6 protein-coding genes are annotated in these 16,170 nt (G+C 74.0%); 5 read left to right on the plus strand and 1 reads right to left on the minus strand.

All coding sequences use genetic code 11. The annotated features are described in order from the left end of the window. Window positions 1-3: 3 nt before the first annotated feature. From OG435_RS01590 to OG435_RS01610, 5 genes are read left to right on the plus strand one after another with little or no spacing between them, the layout of a single operon-like run. Window positions 4-6,405, plus strand: coding sequence for a non-ribosomal peptide synthetase (locus OG435_RS01590; RefSeq protein WP_266874875.1), 6,402 nt, complete (start codon window positions 4-6; stop codon window positions 6,403-6,405). Next, window positions 6,402-7,223: a thioesterase II family protein gene (locus OG435_RS01595; protein ID WP_266874876.1), complete on the plus strand. Its 822-nt coding sequence runs from the start codon at window positions 6,402-6,404 to the stop codon at window positions 7,221-7,223. The genes OG435_RS01590 and OG435_RS01595 overlap by 4 nt, the downstream gene beginning before the upstream one ends. Before the next feature lie 51 nt (window positions 7,224-7,274). After that, a complete protein-coding gene (locus tag OG435_RS01600) occupies window positions 7,275-8,315 on the plus strand; it encodes a TauD/TfdA family dioxygenase (RefSeq protein ID WP_266874877.1) in 1,041 nt (346 codons plus the stop codon). Between the two features lie 5 nt (window positions 8,316-8,320). Then, entirely contained in the window at window positions 8,321-10,198 is a 1,878-nt protein-coding gene (locus OG435_RS01605; protein WP_266874878.1) for a non-ribosomal peptide synthetase, read from the plus strand. 12 nt (window positions 10,199-10,210) lie between these two features. Then, a complete protein-coding gene (locus OG435_RS01610; RefSeq protein ID WP_266874879.1) occupies window positions 10,211-15,562 on the plus strand; it encodes a condensation domain-containing protein in 5,352 nt (1,783 codons plus the stop codon). Between the two features lie 102 nt (window positions 15,563-15,664). Here the strand turns inward: OG435_RS01610 and OG435_RS01615 are convergent, their stop codons facing one another. Further along, the gene (locus OG435_RS01615) at window positions 15,665-16,051 is read right to left on the minus strand and encodes a DUF4440 domain-containing protein (RefSeq protein ID WP_266874880.1); all 387 of its coding nucleotides are present in this window, start codon (window positions 16,049-16,051) and stop codon (window positions 15,665-15,667) included. Window positions 16,052-16,170 lie beyond the last annotated feature (119 nt).

Consider the following 16,170-nt stretch of genomic DNA (forward strand, 5'->3'; position numbering starts at 1 on the left):
GGCATGTCCCCCAAGCTCGCTGAACCGAGCAGTACCGCGCACGGTCCGGTCGCTGCGCGCCTGCCGCTGTCGGCGGCGCAGCGCGACATCTGGATGGCCCACGGGCTGGACGCCTCCGGCTGCCGCTACAACATCGGGGAATACCGCGAGATCCTGGGTGCCCTCGATCCCCAGCTGCTCGCCCGGGCCTGGTACCAGCTCGCCCGCGAGGCGGACGCGCTGCGCATCCGCGGAACCGGTGCGGACGAGGACGGCGGCCTGTGGCAGCTCGTGCGGGCCGAACCGGGCGACCGGCAACTGGAGTTGCTGGACCTCAGCGACGAGCCGGACCCCGCGCGTGCCGCCCGGGAGCGGATGGACGCGGAGCTGGCCCGGCCCTTCGACCTGGCGGGCGGATGGCTGACCCGGCACCTCCTGATCGACGCGGGCACCGCGCCCGGCGGCGAGCGGCGCTGGTTCTACTTCCACTCCTTCCACCACCTGGCCGTCGACGGCCTGGGCGTCGCCCTGATGGACCAGCGGCTGGTGGAGCTGTACGAGCGGGGCGCGGCCGGCGAACCCTGGGGACCGAGCCCGTTCGGCACGCTGGAGGCCCTGTACGCCGAGGACGCCCTCTACCGGGCGTCGCCGGAGGCGGCGGCGGACCGGGCGCACTGGGCCGGGCACCTCGCGGGGCTGCCCCAGACCCCGCGGATCGGCGAGGGCCGCACCGGCGGACCGGCACCGGATGCGCTGCCCTTCGTACGACGGACCGTGGTACTCCCGCCGGACCGGGCGGACCGGCTGCGGTCGGTGGCGCGGGAGCGGCGGGCGCCGTGGTCGATGCTGGTGATCGCGCTCGTCGGGGCGTACGTGCACCGGGTGAGCGGGAGCGCCGAGCCGGTGCTCGGACTCCCCGTGACGGGGCGGCGTACGGAACTGGCCCGGCGTACGCCGGGGATGATGTCGAACGTGGTGCCGCTGCGGGTGCCCGTGGCTCCCGACGGGACGCTCGCCGAGCTCCTGACGGACGTGGTGAAGGAGACCCGGCAGGGCCTGGCGCACCAGCGGACCCGGTACGAGGACATGTGCCGGGACCTGGGTGTCGGCGAGGCGGAACGACGGATCACGGCGCCCCTGGTCAACATCATGGCCTTCACCCCGGGGATGCGGTTCTGCGGATTCCCTACGACGCAGCACAACCTGAGCAACGGTCCCGTGGAGGACCTGGCGGTCGGCGTCTACGACCTGGGTCCGGAGGGCGGGCTGCGCATCGACTTCGACGCGGCTCCGCAGGTCTGCGATCTCGCGGCGGTGGCCGGGCACCAGGACCGGTTCGTGCGGTTCGTGACGGCCTCACTGGACTCGGCGCTCGAAGTGCCCTTGTCCGCAATCGAGTTGCTGGATAAGTCCGAGCGGCGGCAGGTCGTGGAGGAGTGGACCGGCCGGCGGGCCGAGATCGGAGAGGACACCCTCGTCGACCGCTTCGAGGCGCAGGCCCGTACCCGTCCCGGAGCGCGCGCCCTGGTCTTCGGCGACGAGGAACTCACCTACGGCGAACTCGACGCCCACGCCAACCGTCTCGCCCACCACCTCGCCGAACGCGGCCTGGAAAGAGGTGATTTGGCGGGTATTCTCCTCGACCGCGGTACCGACTTCGCCGTCGCCCTCCTCGCCGTCCTCAAGACCGGCGCCGGATACGCCCTCCTGGACCCCGAGTTCCCCGACGAAAGGCTGGCGGGCACCGCGCGGGACGCGGGGGTGGGCGTCCTCGTCACCGACTCCCGTCACCACGCCCGGGTGGCCGGGCCGTGGGACTGCGTGCTGGTGGACACCGACGCCGGGGCCATCGGCCGGCAGCCGGCCACGGGACCGGGAGTCTTCCTGACGCCCGCCGATGTCGCGTGCGTGATGTTCACCTCCGGCTCGACAGGACGCCCCAAAGGCATCCTGTCCTCCCACCGCAACCTGGCCTCCACCGTCACCGCGCAGACCTACGCCACCTTCGGACCCGGCGAAGTCTTCCTCCAGTGCTCCCCCGTCTCCTGGGACGCCTTCAGCCTCGAATTCTGGGGCGCCCTCCTCCACGGCGGCACCACCGTCCTCCAACCCGGACAACGCCCCGAACCCGCCCTCATCGAAGCACTCGCCCCGCACCGGGGCGTCACGATGCTCCAGCTCTCATCCAGCCTCTTCAACTTCCTGACCGACGAACACCCCGAGGCCTTCGCCACCACGCGGATCGTCTACACGGGAGGAGAACCCGCCTCACCCACCCACGTCCACCGGCTCCACACCCTCCATCCGAAGCTCACCATCACCAACGGCTACGGCCCCGCCGAATCCATGGGCTTCACCACCACCCACACCATCCCCGTCACGGACGAGGTGGCGGGCACGGTGTCCATCGGCCGGCCGCTCACCAACAAGCACGCCTACGTACTCGACACACGACTGCGCCCCGCGCCGCCCGGCGTCACCGGAGAGCTCTACCTCACCGGCGACGGCATCGCCCACGGCTACCTCGCCCAACCCACCACCACAGCCACCCACTTCCTCCCCAACCCCTACGGACCCCCCGGCTCCCGCCTCTACCGCACCGGCGACCAAGCCCACTGGGACACCCACGGAAACCTCCACTACACCGGCCGCACCGACACCCAGATCAAAATCCGCGGCTTCCGCGTCGAACCCACCGAGATCGAGACGGTCCTCACCGGCCACCCCGGGATCGCCCAGGCCACGCTGGTGCACACCACCCATCTGACGGCCTACGTCACCCTCGCCCCCGGTGCGGAGCTGGGCCCGGGCGAGCTGAAGGGCTGGCTGCGCGAGCGGCTGCCGCAGCACATGGTCCCGGCGCAGTTCGCGGTGCTTGACCGGCTGCCGCTCACCGCGAACGGGAAGATCGACAAGCGGGCGCTGCCCGCGGTGGAACTGCCGCTGACCACCGGCGGGCGCCAGCCGCGCACCGAACTGGAGGAGCTGGTCCGGACCCTCGTCAGCGAGGTGCTCGGCTCCCCCGTCCCGCTCTCCATCGACGACGGCTTCTTCGACCACGGCGGCCACTCCCTGCTCGCCGCACGGCTGGTCAACCGCATCGGAGCCGTCCTCGGCGTCACCCTCACCCTCCGCGACGTCTTCCAGCACCCCACCCCCGCCGCCCTGGCCCGCCAGGTGACGGCCGCCTCGGGCCGGCCCGCGCTGCCTCCGCTGACCCGGGCCTCCGTACGGCCGGAGCGGCTGCCGCTGTCCTTCGCGCAGCAGCGCCTCTGGCTGGTGTCGCAGCTCCAGGAGCAGGGGACCTCGTACAACGTGCCGATGATCGTCCGGCTGGAGGGTGCCGTGGACGTGGCGGCGCTGCGCGCCGCCTTCGGTGACCTCGCCGGCCGGCACGAGCCGCTGCGGACCCGGTTCACCACCGTGGACGGCGACCCCCGGCAGGTCGTCGATCCGGCGGGGCCGGCCGTCTTCGAGGTCCGTACGGTCACTCCGCGGGACCTGGACGCCGAGCTGCTGGCGGCGGCGCGGTACTCCTTCGACCTGGCCGCCGAGCAGCCGCTGCGCGCGACGCTCCTGCAGACCGGCGAGGCCGAGTCGACCCTGCTCGTCCTGCTGCACCACATCGCCACCGACGGCCAGTCGCTGCGCCCGCTCCTCGGCGACCTGTCGACCGCGTACGCGGCCCGGGTCGAGGGCCGCGCCCCCGACTGGGCCCCGCTGCCCGTGGACTACACCGACTACGCGCTCTGGCAGCGCGCGGTGCAGGCGGACGGCGGATTGCTCGAAGGACAACTTGCCTACTGGAAGTCCGCGTTGGCCGGGCTGCCGGAGGAGCTCGGGCTGGTCACCGACCGGCCCCGGCCCGCGGTGGCGGGGCAGCTCGGCGGCGCGGTGCGCGTCGACTTCGGGCGCCGGCTGCACAAGCGGATCGTGGAGCTGGCGCGCACCGAGCGGTGCACGCCCTTCATGGTGGTGCAGGCCGCGCTGGCCGCGCTGCTGACCCGGCTGGGCGCGGGGACGGACATCCCCCTCGGCTCGCCGGTCGCGGGGCGTACGGACGAGGCCCTGTCGGACCTGGTGGGATTCTTCGTCAACACCCTCGTGCTACGGACCGACACCTCGGGGGATCCCGCCTTCCGGGAGCTGCTGTCCCGGGTGCGGGCGGCCGACCTGGACGCCTTCGCCCATCAGGACGCCCCCTTCGACCTGGTGCTGGAGGCCGTCAACCCGGCGCGCACGCCGGCCCGGCATCCGCTGTTCCAGGTCTGCCTGGCCCTGGAGTCGGGTACGGCGGCCACGGCGGACCTGCCCGGTCTGCGGGCCGGGGCCGCGGAGCCACTGGCGACGGGGGCGGTCAAGTTCGACCTGGAGTTCCTGCTGCGGGCCGAGCCGGACGGGCCTCTGACGGGCGCGGTGCTGTACAGCTCCGACCTGTACGAGCGAGCCACCGTGGAGCGGCTCGCGCAGATGCTGCGGCGCACGTTGGATCACGTCGTAGATGTCCCCGAAGTGCCGCTCTCCGAGCTGGAGTTGCTGGGTGAGTCCGAGCGGCGGCAGGTCGTGGAGGAGTGGACCGGCCGGCGGGCCGAGATCGGGGAGGACACCCTCGTCGACCGCTTCGAGGCGCAGGCCCGTACCCGTCCCGGAGCGCGCGCCCTGGTCTTCGGCGACGAGGAACTCACCTACGGCGAACTCGACGCCCACGCCAACCGTCTGGCCCACCACCTCGCCGAACACGGTCTGACCCGAGGTGATGTGGCAGGCATCCTCCTCGACCGCGGCACCGACTTCGCCGTCGCCCTCCTCGCCGTCCTCAAGACCGGCGCCGGATACGCCCTCCTGGACCCCGAATTCCCCGACGAACGACTGGCCGGAACGGCCGCCGAGGCCGGCCTGCGGGTGCTGGTGAGTGACGGGCCGCACCACGCCCGGGTGGGCAGCGGGCCGTGGAGGACCGTACGGGTGGACTCCGAGTCGGACCTCATCGGCGGACGGCCGTCCGGGCCCCTCGACATCCCCTTGACGCCCGCCGATGTCGCGTGCGTGATGTTCACCTCCGGCTCGACAGGACGCCCCAAAGGCATCCTGTCCTCCCACCGCAACCTCGTCTCGACCGTCACCGAGCAGACCTACGCGGCCTTCGGACCCGGCGAGGTCTTCCTCCAGTGCTCCCCCGTCTCCTGGGACGCCTTCAGCCTCGAATTCTGGGGCGCCCTCCTCCACGGCGGCACCACCGTCCTCCAACCCGGACAACGCCCCGAACCCGCCCTCATCGCAGCACTCGCCCCGCACCGGGGCGTCACGATGCTCCAGCTCTCATCCAGCCTCTTCAACTTCCTGACCGACGAACACCCCGAGGCCTTCGCCACCACGCGGATCGTCTACACGGGAGGAGAACCCGCCTCACCCACCCACGTCCACCGGCTCCACACCCTCCATCCGAAGCTCACCATCACCAACGGCTACGGCCCCGCCGAATCCATGGGCTTCACCACCACCCACACCATCCCCGTCACGGACGAGGTGGCGGGCACGGTGTCCATCGGCCGGCCGCTCACCAACAAGCACGTGTACGTCCTGGACGCCCATCTGCGCCCCACGCCACCCGGCGTCACCGGAGAGCTCTACCTCACCGGCGACGGCATCGCCCACGGCTACCTCGCCCAACCCACCACCACAGCCACCCACTTCCTCCCCAACCCCTACGGACCCCCCGGCTCCCGCCTCTACCGCACCGGCGACCAAGCCCACTGGGACACCCACGGAAACCTCCACTACACCGGCCGCACCGACACCCAGATCAAAATCCGCGGCTTCCGCGTCGAGACGACGGAGATCGAGACCGTCCTGACCGGCCACCCGCAGATCGCCCAGGCCACCCTGTCCACCCATCCCGACCACCACGGCACGCCCCAGCTGACGGCCTATCTCGTCGCGACCACGCCCGGCCTCTCGGGCCAGGACGTCCGGCTCTGGTTGCGCACGCTGCTGCCGGACCACATGGTCCCGGCCTTCGTGGTCCTGCTGGACCGGCTGCCGCTCACCGCGAACGGGAAGATCGACAAGCGGGCCCTGCCGGTCCCGGAGGCGGCCGCCACGGCCGGCGGGCGCGCTCCGCGCACCGAGCTGGAGGCATCGGTCCTCGGGCACTTCGCCGAGGTCCTGGGCACGAGCGCGGCCCTCTCCATCGACGACGGCTTCTTCGACCACGGCGGCCACTCCCTGCTGGCCGCCCGCCTCACCAACCGGATGGGCGCCGACTTCGGCGTCACCCTGACCCTCCGCGACGTCTTCCAGCACCCGACGCCCGCCACCCTCGCCCAGCGCATCGAAGCCCTGCGGCGGTCCGCCCGTGCGGCGCCCCGCCGGGCCCGGCCCGCGCTGCGCCGCCGTACCCCCGATCAGGAACGGAGTTCCTCATGAGCAACGACACGTACCCGGACTTCACGCCCGCGCCCGACGACGTGGTGTGGGACCTGCCGGGCGACGGCCCGCAGCGGACCTCGCTGCTGGTCCTGCCGCACGCCGGCGGCAACGCCCACGCGTACGCCGAATGGCGCCAGTACCTTCCCGCCGACGTCCGGCTGCTGATCGGCCAGTACCCCGGACGCGGCGCGCGCTTCGCCGAGGACCTGCCCCGTACCATCGCCGACCTGGCCGGTCCCGTCGTGGCCTCGCTGCCGGCGGGCACCACCGACGACCTGGTGGTGCTCGGGCACAGCATGGGTTCACTGGTCGCCTTCGAGGTGGTACGGGCCCTGCAGGCGGCGGGCCGCACCCCGCGGGCCCTGATCGCCTCGGCCTGCCGGGCCCCCTACCTCGCCAACCCGTGCGCCGTGTACCCCGAACGCCTGGACGACGACGAGCTGGTCGCCGCCATCAAGGAACGCGGGGGCACCGACGACGGCATCCTCGACGAGCCGGAGCTGAGGGAGATCATCGTCCCGTCCATCCGCGCCGACTTCGCGATCGACGACGTCTACCGCTGCGAGGAGTCCGAGGCCCGCGTGGACTGCCCGCTGACGGTGATCGGCGGGGACGCCGACCCGGTCGCGCCGGCCGCCTCGCTGGAGCGCTGGGCGCAGATCACCGACCACCCCTTCGCCTCGTTCGTGCTGCCCGGCGGCCACTTCTACTTCCAGCAGCAACTGCCGGAGTTCTTCGCCGTCCTCGGCCCCGTCCTCAGCCCCGGCGTCAGCTCCGTCGCCGCGGGCCGGGCCACCGCCGGCTCCGCGGCCTGAACGCCCCGCCCCTCCGCCTTTCTCGACTCCGCACCCTTTTAAGGACCCTTCATGACCACGTTCGCAGACGCCCCCGCCGAGACCGGCATCCGCCCGATCCGCGAGGCCGGCAAGCCCGTCGTCGTCCAGACCCCGCCCGGCGCCGACCTGGAATCGGCGGTTGGCTGGCTGAACGCCCACCGCGCCGCCATCCAGGCCGAGTTGCTCCGTTCGGGTGCGGTCCTGCTGCGCGGGCTCCCCGTATCGGACGCGGCGAGCTTCGCCGCGGCCCGCGACGCGCTGATCCAGCAGCGCGCGGGCTACAAGGAGAAGGCGACCCCGCGCACCGACTTCGGCGAGGGCGTCTTCTCCTCCACCGACCTGCCGGCCGTCCAGCCGATCCGGCTCCACAACGAGAACAGCTACACCCTCGACTTCCCCGGCGTGCTGCTGTTCGGCTGCGTGATCGCCCCCGAGGAGGGCGGCGCCACCACGGTCGGCGACATGCGCGAGGCGCTGCGGCTGCTGCCGGCGGAACTGGTGGAGCGGTTCGCCCGGGCCGGCTGGCTGCTCGTGCGCAACTACTCGGAGCTCGCCGGTCTGCCCTGGTACAAGACGTTCGCGACCGAGGACAAGGCCGTCGCGGAGGCCTACTGCGAGGAGAACACGGTCGGCTACGAGTGGGTCGAGGAGGACGACTCGATGATCACCCGGCAGCGCCGGTCGGCGATCGTCACCCACCCCGCCACGGGCGAGCAGACCTGGTTCAACCACTTCGCCTTCTGGAACAGCCGCACCCTGGACCCCGACATCCGCGAGGTGCTCGTGGAGACGTACGGCGAGAACGGCCTCCCCTTCAACACCTACCTGGGCGACGGGACGCGCCTGACCGACGCCGAGGTCGACGCGATCAACGACGTGTACGACCGGGTCACGGTCCGCGAGACCTGGCAGCAGGGCGACCTGATGCTCGTCGACAACATCCTCTGCGCCCACGGCCGCGAGGCCTACAAGGGTGACCGCAAGATCCTGGTCGCCATGGGAGAGCCGGTCGCACTGGCCGACTGCGCGCCCGCCACCCAGCCGTCCACCACCGTTTTCGCCGGGGAGTGACCATCATGACCGCCGTGCTTCCCGAGCGTTCCCGTACCTCCGAGTCCCTCCCGCGGGACTCCTCCTACGACGGCCCGCGCACCGTGGCGGACCTGCTGGAGCGGCTCGCGCTGGTTCCCGCCGCGCGGACCGCCGTCGTCGCGGCGGACCGCGAGCTGACCTTCGGCGCCCTGCGCACGGAGGCCATGCGGATCGCCTCCCGCCTGGCGGCCCGCGGCATCGGGCCCGAAAGCGTCGTCGCCCTGGCCCTGCCGCGCGGTGCCGGTCTCGTGGCCGCGCTGATCGGCACCCTGACCGCGGGCGCCGCCTACCTCCCGGTCGACCCGAAGCTGCCCGCCGAGCGGCGCCGCTACCTGGTCGAGGACTCCGGAGCCGACCTCGTCGTGACGGCCGGCCCGGAGGCCGAGCCGCTCGCCGCCGGGACCGAGCACCTTTCCCTGGCCGAGCTGACCGCGCCCGACGGGACCTCCGACCCCGCGTACGCCCCGGCGGCCGTGTCCGCCGACACACTGGCCTACGTGATCTACACCTCCGGTTCGACAGGCCGCCCCAAGGGCGTCGAGATCGGCCGGGCCGCCGCCTCCGCGCTGCTCGCCGAGCTGGAGGGCGCGGACATCGCGGTCACCGACGGCGGCCGGGTCGGCTGGAACGCCTCGCCGTCCTTCGACGCCTCCGTGCAGCAGTGGGTGCGGATCTGCCGCGGCGACACCCTCGTGATGATCGACGAGGAGACCCGCGCCGACCCGGCGCTGCTGGCCCGCTTCGTCGACGAACAGGGCCTGACCGACCTGGACATCACCCCCTCGCACGCCGAGCCGCTCCTCGACCTGCTGACCGCGGACGGCGGTCCCCGGCCGCTGACGCTGCTCATCGGCGGCGAGGCGGTCGGCCCGGACCTGTGGCGGCGCCTCGCACGGAAGGGGGCGCAGGGCGTCCTGCGCACGGTGAACCTGTACGGGCCCACCGAGTGCACGGTGGATTCCACGGCGGGCTGGATCGACGGCGCCGACGAGCCCCACATCGGCAGCGTGCTGCCGGGGCTGCGCATGCGGGTCCTCGACGAGAAGCTGAATCCGGTGTCCGAGGGCGGCAGCGGGGAGCTGTACCTGGCCGGCCCCCGCGTGGGGCGCGGCTACCGGCGACGGCCCGCCCTGACCGCGGAGCGGTTCACCGCGGACTCGGGCGCGGACGCCGCGTACGGCGGGCGGATGTACCGCACCGGCGACCTGGTGCGGCTGCTGCCGGGCGGCCGTCTCGGCTACCTGGGCCGGGCCGACGGACAGGTCAAGCTGCGCGGGCACCGCATCGAGCTCCCGGAGATCGAGGCCGCGCTGACGGCGGTCGACGGGGTCGCCGAGGCCGCCGTCCTGCTCCTCGACGAGGTGCACGGGGCGCCCGGGCTCGTGGCGTACTACCGCGCCTCCTCCGACGGGGTCAGCGAGGGAGCACTGCGCGAGCACCTGGGGACGGCTCTTCCCGCCTACATGCTCCCGGCGGCCTTCGTCGCCGTGGACCGCTTCCCGACCACCACGAACGGCAAGCTGGACCGGGCGGCTCTGCCCGCACCGGCCGCCGCCTCCTCCGAGCGGGAGCCGGTCACCGAGGGTCTGACCCGGTCGCAGGAACTGATCGCGGGTGTGTGGGCGGCGGTGCTCGGCGCTCCCCGCATCGGGCCCGACGACAACTTCTTCAAGCTGGGCGGGCATTCGCTCCTCGCGATCAAGCTGGTGTCGCGGGTCCGGGCCGAGCTGGGCGTCGCCCTGCCGGTCAAGGCCGTCTACGCCAACCCCCGCCTGCGGGACCTCGCCTCCCACCTCGACACGCTCGTCGCGGCGACCGCCGGGGCCACCGCCGACGCCGACGCCGCGCGCCAGGACAGTTAGGACAGTCAGGACATGACCGAGATCCCGTTGTCGTTCGCCCAGCGCCGGCTGTGGTTCCTGGGCCGGCTGCACGGACCGTCCGCCGCCTACAACGCCCCCGTGGTCGTGCACCTCGACGCGGTGCCCGACACCACGGCCCTCGGTGCGGCGCTGGCCGACGTGGTGGAGCGGCACGAGGTGCTGCGGACCGTGCTGCCGGCCGGGGCCGACGCGGAGCCGTACCAGCGGGTGCTGGAGGCGGCCGCCGTACCGGGGCTGACCACTGTGGTGCGCCCGGTCGGCGGAGTGGACGCGGCCGTCGCCGCCTTCACCCGGCAGACGATCGACATCACCGCCGAACCGCCCTTCCGGACACGGCTGTTCCTCCCGGGCGACGGGACCTCGGTACTCGTCCTGCTCATCCACCACGTGGCCACCGACGGGTGGTCCGTACGCCCCCTGCTGCGCGACCTGTCCGAGGCCTACGCGGCCCGCTTCGCGGGCCGGGCACCGGACCGGGAGCCGCTGCCGGTCCAGTACACGGACTACAGCCAATGGCAGCACGAGTTGCTCGGCGACCCGGCCGACCCGGACGGGCTCGCCCACGAGCAGCTGGCGCACTGGCGGGGGGTCCTCGACGGGGCTCCGCAGGTCATCGCCCTGCCCGCCGACCGGCCGCGCCCGGCGGAGCCCTCGGGCCGGGGTGCCACCGTGACCTCCCGGCTGGACGCGTCCGGACACCGTGGTCTGCTCTCCCTGGCCCGCGGCCACCGGGCGAGCCTGACGATGGCGGCGCGCGCCGCGCTGGCGGCGGCGCTGTCGGCCACCGGGGCGGGCGAGGACGTGGTGATCGGGGCGCCCGTGGCGGGCCGGCCCGACGAGGACCTGTACGACCTGGTCGGCTTCTTCGTCAACTCCCTGGCCCTGCGCACGGATCTGTCGGGCGACCCGTCCGTCGGCGAACTGCTGGGCCGGGTACGGGAGGCCGACCTGGTGGCCTACGAGAACCAGGAGCTGCCCTTCGATCTGCTGGTGGAACGGCTCGCACCGGAACGGGCCCTGGGCCACCACCCCTTCTTCCAGGTGATGCTGACGGTGGACGCGGACTCCGGGTCGTCGGGGCCCGTGGAGCTGGCCGGCGGGGTCGGCGGCCGCCTGGAGGACGTCGGCCTGGACGCCGCCAAGTTCGACCTGACCTGGTACTGCGCGGAGCGGCACACCGCGGACGGCGCTCCCGACGGCATCGACGTCGCCCTGCAGTACGCGACGGACCTCTTCGACGAGGACACGGCGCGGCTGCTGCTGGAGGTGTACGTACGGGCCCTCGGCGCGTTCGGCGCCGCGGCGCAGGACCCGGGCCGGCTCCTCGGCGAGCTGGACCTGGTGACGGCCGGCGAGTCCCGGACGCTGGCCGCCCGGCACGCCGCGGCCGTCCCGGACGCGGCCGCTGCGGCGCCGGCCGGGCCGGTGCGCCGTGACGTACTGTCGCCGCGCGAGGAGATCCTGTGCGGACTGTTCGCGGAGGTGCTGGGCCGCGAGGCACAGGACGCCGACGCCAACTTCTTCAAATCGGGCGGGCATTCGCTGCTGGCGAGCAAGCTGGTCAACCGGATCAGGGGCGCGCTGGGCCTGGAGCTCGGCATCCGTGACCTGTTCCTGGCTCCGACCCCGACGGCGCTGCACCGCCGGCTCGCCGAACTGGACGGGGCGGCCACGAGCAGGCCCGCGCTGACGGCCGCGGCCGACCGGCCGGAGCGGCTGCCGCTGTCGGCGGCGCAGCGGGCGCTGTGGCTGCTGGACCGGATCGAGGGGCCGTCCGCGACGTACAACGCGCCGCTGGTGCTGCGCCTGGCCGAGGTCCCGGACCGGACGGCTCTCGCCGCCGCGCTGAGTGACGTGGTGGGGCGGCACGAGGTGCTGCGCACCGTGTACGGCTCCGAGGGCGGCGAGCCGTACCAGCGGGTGCTGGCCCCGGACGCGGCCGGGCTGGACTCGGCGGCGCTGGAGTTGATGCGGTGCGCCCCGGGGGCGCTGGAGGGGCTGGTGGCCGGTTTCGGCCGCGAGCCCTTCGACCTGGCGCTGCGGCCACCGCTGCGGGCCCGGCTGTTCCTGCCGGGGAACGGTACCGCGGTGCTGGTCCTGCTGGTGCACCACATCGCGACCGACGGCTGGTCGATCGCCCCGCTGCTGCGGGACCTGGGCGAGGCCTACGGAGCACGGCGCACCGGGCGGCCCCCCGTGTGGCGGGCGCTTCCGGTGCAGTACGCCGACTACGCCCTGTGGCAGCGCGAGCTGCTGGCGGACCCGGCGGCGCTGCTCGGCTTCTGGAAGACGGCGCTGGACGGCGTGCCGGCCCGGACCGTGCTGCCCGTGGACCGGCCCCGGCCGGCCGAGCCCTCGGGGCGGGCGGTGACGGTTTCGGCCGGGCTGGACGCCGCCGCGCACCGGGCGCTGCTCTCGCTGGCGCGGGACCGCCGGGCCAGCCTGTTCATGGTGGCCCGCGCCGCACTGGCGGCGGCGCTGTCGGCCACGGGCGCCGGGGAGGACCTGACGATCGGCACCCCGGTGGCGGGCCGGCCCGACCAGGACCTGCACGACCTGGTGGGCTGCTTCGTCAACTCCCTCGCGCTGCGCACCGATCTGTCCGGGGACCCGGAGGTCGGGGCGTTCGTCGAGCGGGTGCGGGACGCCGACCTGGCCGCCTTCGACCATCAGGACCTGCCCTTCAACCTGTTGGTGGAGCAGTTGGCGGAGCCGGGCCGGGCCCTGGGCGAACACCCCTTCTTCCAGGTGATGCTGACCGTGCAGGAGGCCGCGGAGGAAGCGGTACTGCTCGGCGGCGTCCGGGGGCGGGCGACGAGCACCGACCTCGGCGCCGCGAAGTTCGACCTCTCCTTCCACTGCGCCGCGCGGCGGGGCGCGGACGGAACGGCGGACGGACTGGACGTGCACGTGCAGTACGCCGAGGACCTCTTCGACGGGGGGACCGCCCGACTGCTGCTGGAGGTGTTCGTACGGGCGCTGCGCGCCTTCGCGGACTCCGCGCAGACCCGGCTGGGCGCGCTGGAGCTGGTGACGGCGCAGGAGCGGGCGGGTCTCGTACGGCGCCGTGAGCGGCTCGCGGCGGCCGCCGCGGCGGCGGAGCGGCCCGCCGCGGTCGCGCCGACGGCGCTCTCGCCCCGGGAGGAGATCCTCTGCGGGCTGTTCGCCGAGGTGCTGGGACGCGAGGAGATCGGCGCCGACGCCAACTTCTTCAAGTCGGGCGGGCATTCGCTCCTGGCCAGCAAGCTCGTCAACCGGATCCGGGCGGTGCTCGGGGTGGAGGCGGGCATCCGGGACCTGTTCCTGGCCCCCACGGCCACGAGCCTGCACCGGCGGCTGGCCGCGGCGGGCGCCCCGGGCTCCCGGCCCGTGCTGGCGCCCGTGGAACCCCGGCCCGAGCGGCTCCCCCTGTCGTACGCGCAGCGCCGGCTGTGGTTCGTCGACCAGCTGGAGGGCATGTCCCCGGCCTACAACATCGCCCTGGTGCGGCGTCTGGACCGGCCGCTGGACCCGGCGGCGCTCGCCGACGCCCTGGCCGACGTGGTGGCGCGGCACGAGGTGCTGCGCACGGTGTACGGGGCCGAGGGCGGCGAACCGTACCAGCGGGTACTGGAGCGGGCACGGCCGCAGTTGGAGCTGGCGCGGCCCGAGGACGTCGGCGCCGCCGTGGACGAGGCCGCGGCGCACGTCTTCGACCTGACGCGCGATCTGCCTCTGCGGGCCTGGCTGTTCCTGCCGGACGGGGACGGACCGCAGACCCTGGTGCTGCTGCTGCACCACATCGCGGCCGACGGCTGGTCCACGGGGCCGCTGCTGGCCGATCTGGCCTCCGCGTACGAGGCCCGGCAGGCCGGCCGGGTTCCCGACGCGCCTGCGCTGCCGGTGCAGTACGCCGACTACACGCTGTGGCAGCGGGAGCTGCTCACCGACTCCCGGCCCGAACTGGACTTCTGGCAGCGGACCTTGACCGGCCTGCCACCGCTGATCGATCTGCCGACCGACCGGCACCGCCCGGCCGAGCCCTCCGGGCACGGGGCACTCACCGCCTTCACGGTGTCCGCGGACACCCATGCCCGCCTGACCCGCCTCGCCCACGGCCAGGGCGCCACGCTCTTCATGGTGGTGCAGGCCGCGCTCGCGGCGGCTCTGACCCGGCTCGGTGCGGGCACGGATCTCGCGCTCGGCACGACGGTCGCGGGGCGCGGCGACGACGCCCTGTCGGGACTGGTCGGCTTCTTCGTGAACACCCTGGTCCTGCGTACCGACACGAGCGGCGATCCGACCTTCGTGGAGCTGCTCGGGCGGGTCCGGGAGGCGGGCCTGGCGGCGTACGCGCACCAGGACCTTCCCTTCGACCTGCTGGTGGAGCACCTGAACCCGCTCCGGTCCGCGGCGCACCATCCGCTGGTGCAGGTCATGCTCCAGGTCAACCGGGCGGACGCGGGTGCGGACTCCGGCGCCGGGAGCCCGCTCGCGGGCGTGGAGCTGCCGTACGGGTCGGCGACCGCCAAGTCCGACCTGACGTTCGCCCTGACGGAACGCGCCGACGGCGGCTTGTCGGGGGTGCTGGAGTACGCCACCGACCTGTACGGGGAGGCGGGCGCCCAGCGCCTGGCCGGCCTGCTCGTGGCGGCGCTGGAGCTGTTCGGCGCCGACCCGGACCGCCGGGTCGGGGACCTCCCGGCGCCGGCCGACCGGAGGCCGCAGCGGCTCCTGGCCGGTGGGTACCGGATCGACGCCGAGCACGTCGCGGCGGTTCTCGCGGAGCACCCGGCGGTGGCCGGGGCGCGGGTCCGCGTGGTGGAGGACCGGCTGGTCGCGGAGGTGCTCGACCAGGAGGGTCCTCTCGGCCCGCTGACGGAGGCGGCCCTGCAGGAGTGGGCGGCCGACCGGCTGCCGGAGTACGCGGTGCCCTCCGCGGTGCGCCTCCTGTCGGGGGCGGCGACGGAGGCGGACCCGGGCCCGGCCCCAGCCCCGGCCGGGGCCGCCGACCGGCCCCGCCCCGGCGGCGGCGACGGTGACGGTGACGGCGGTAGCGGCGGTGACGGCAAGGACCGGCTGGCTCCGGCGCTGCTGAGGCTGTTCGCGGAGGTGCTGGAGCGGGGGCAGCTCGGCCCGGACGACAACTTCTTCAAGTCCGGCGGGCATTCCCTGCTGGCGGTCCAGCTCGTCAACCGGATCAAGGCGGAGCTGGGCCGAGAGCTGACCCTGCGCGAGGTGTTCCGGCACCCGACACCGGCCCGCCTGGCCGCCCTCCTCGCGTCGGCGCCCCCGGTCCCCCCGACCCCGCCGCCGGCCCTGCGCCGCCGCACCCGAGCGGGCTCCCGGGTCCGCCAGCCGTAGGGGCCGCGGCAGACCCCCTCCCCGGAGACCGTTCGTGAGGCCCTTCGGACCCTTCGTGAGGCCCTCCCCGGCAGCCTGCCGGGGAGGGCCTCTCCGCGACCGTCAGCTGCCGCCGGGCGGGACGGGTGTGGCCTGGTGGTAGTACATCCGCCACGTCGCGGCCGCACCCCGCCGGCGCCAGAGCGAGCTCCGGCGGGCCCGGTTCCCGTCCAGCGTGGTCTCGTACGTGAGGTGCACCAGCCCGGGCGCCAGTACGACGCCGGTGAAGTGCGAGGCCACGTGGCGCGGACCTCCTTCCGCCGCACCGGCCAGTTCGGGCAACGCGGCGAGCATCTCCTCGTACGTCCACCGCCGCCCCGACGCGCCGACCTCCACGAAGTCCGGGTCGAGGAGCTCCCGGGCCTTGGAGCGCGATGCGCGCACGCGGGGGTCCATGAGGCGCAGCTCGGCCGCGATCGCTTCGCGGACCTCGTCCGCCTCCCGGTTCATGCCGGCATTCTCGCCCGGGTGACCGGGCCCCTCGCAACCGAGTTGCCGGGTGGCGGCGACCGGCAGTTCGCAGCGGCAGAAGGGGTGGCGGGGAGCTGCCGCGGGGACTGCCCGGAGGG

It is taken from the genome of Streptomyces sp. NBC_01264 (assembly GCF_026340675.1).
Taxonomy (GTDB): Bacteria; Actinomycetota; Actinomycetes; order Streptomycetales; family Streptomycetaceae; genus Streptomyces.

What these genes read in the sequence shown, in the direction of transcription:
- OG435_RS01590 (WP_266874875.1), top strand. Translation starts at nt 4, where the DNA reads ATGTCCCCCAAGCTCGCTGAACCGAGCAGTACCGCGCACGGTCCGGTC.
- OG435_RS01595 (WP_266874876.1), top strand. Translation starts at nt 6,402, where the DNA reads ATGAGCAACGACACGTACCCGGACTTCACGCCCGCGCCCGACGACGTG.
- OG435_RS01600 (WP_266874877.1), top strand. Translation starts at nt 7,275, where the DNA reads ATGACCACGTTCGCAGACGCCCCCGCCGAGACCGGCATCCGCCCGATC.
- OG435_RS01605 (WP_266874878.1), top strand. Translation starts at nt 8,321, where the DNA reads ATGACCGCCGTGCTTCCCGAGCGTTCCCGTACCTCCGAGTCCCTCCCG.
- OG435_RS01610 (WP_266874879.1), top strand. Translation starts at nt 10,211, where the DNA reads ATGACCGAGATCCCGTTGTCGTTCGCCCAGCGCCGGCTGTGGTTCCTG.
- OG435_RS01615 (WP_266874880.1), bottom strand. Translation starts at nt 16,051, where the DNA reads ATGAACCGGGAGGCGGACGAGGTCCGCGAAGCGATCGCGGCCGAGCTG.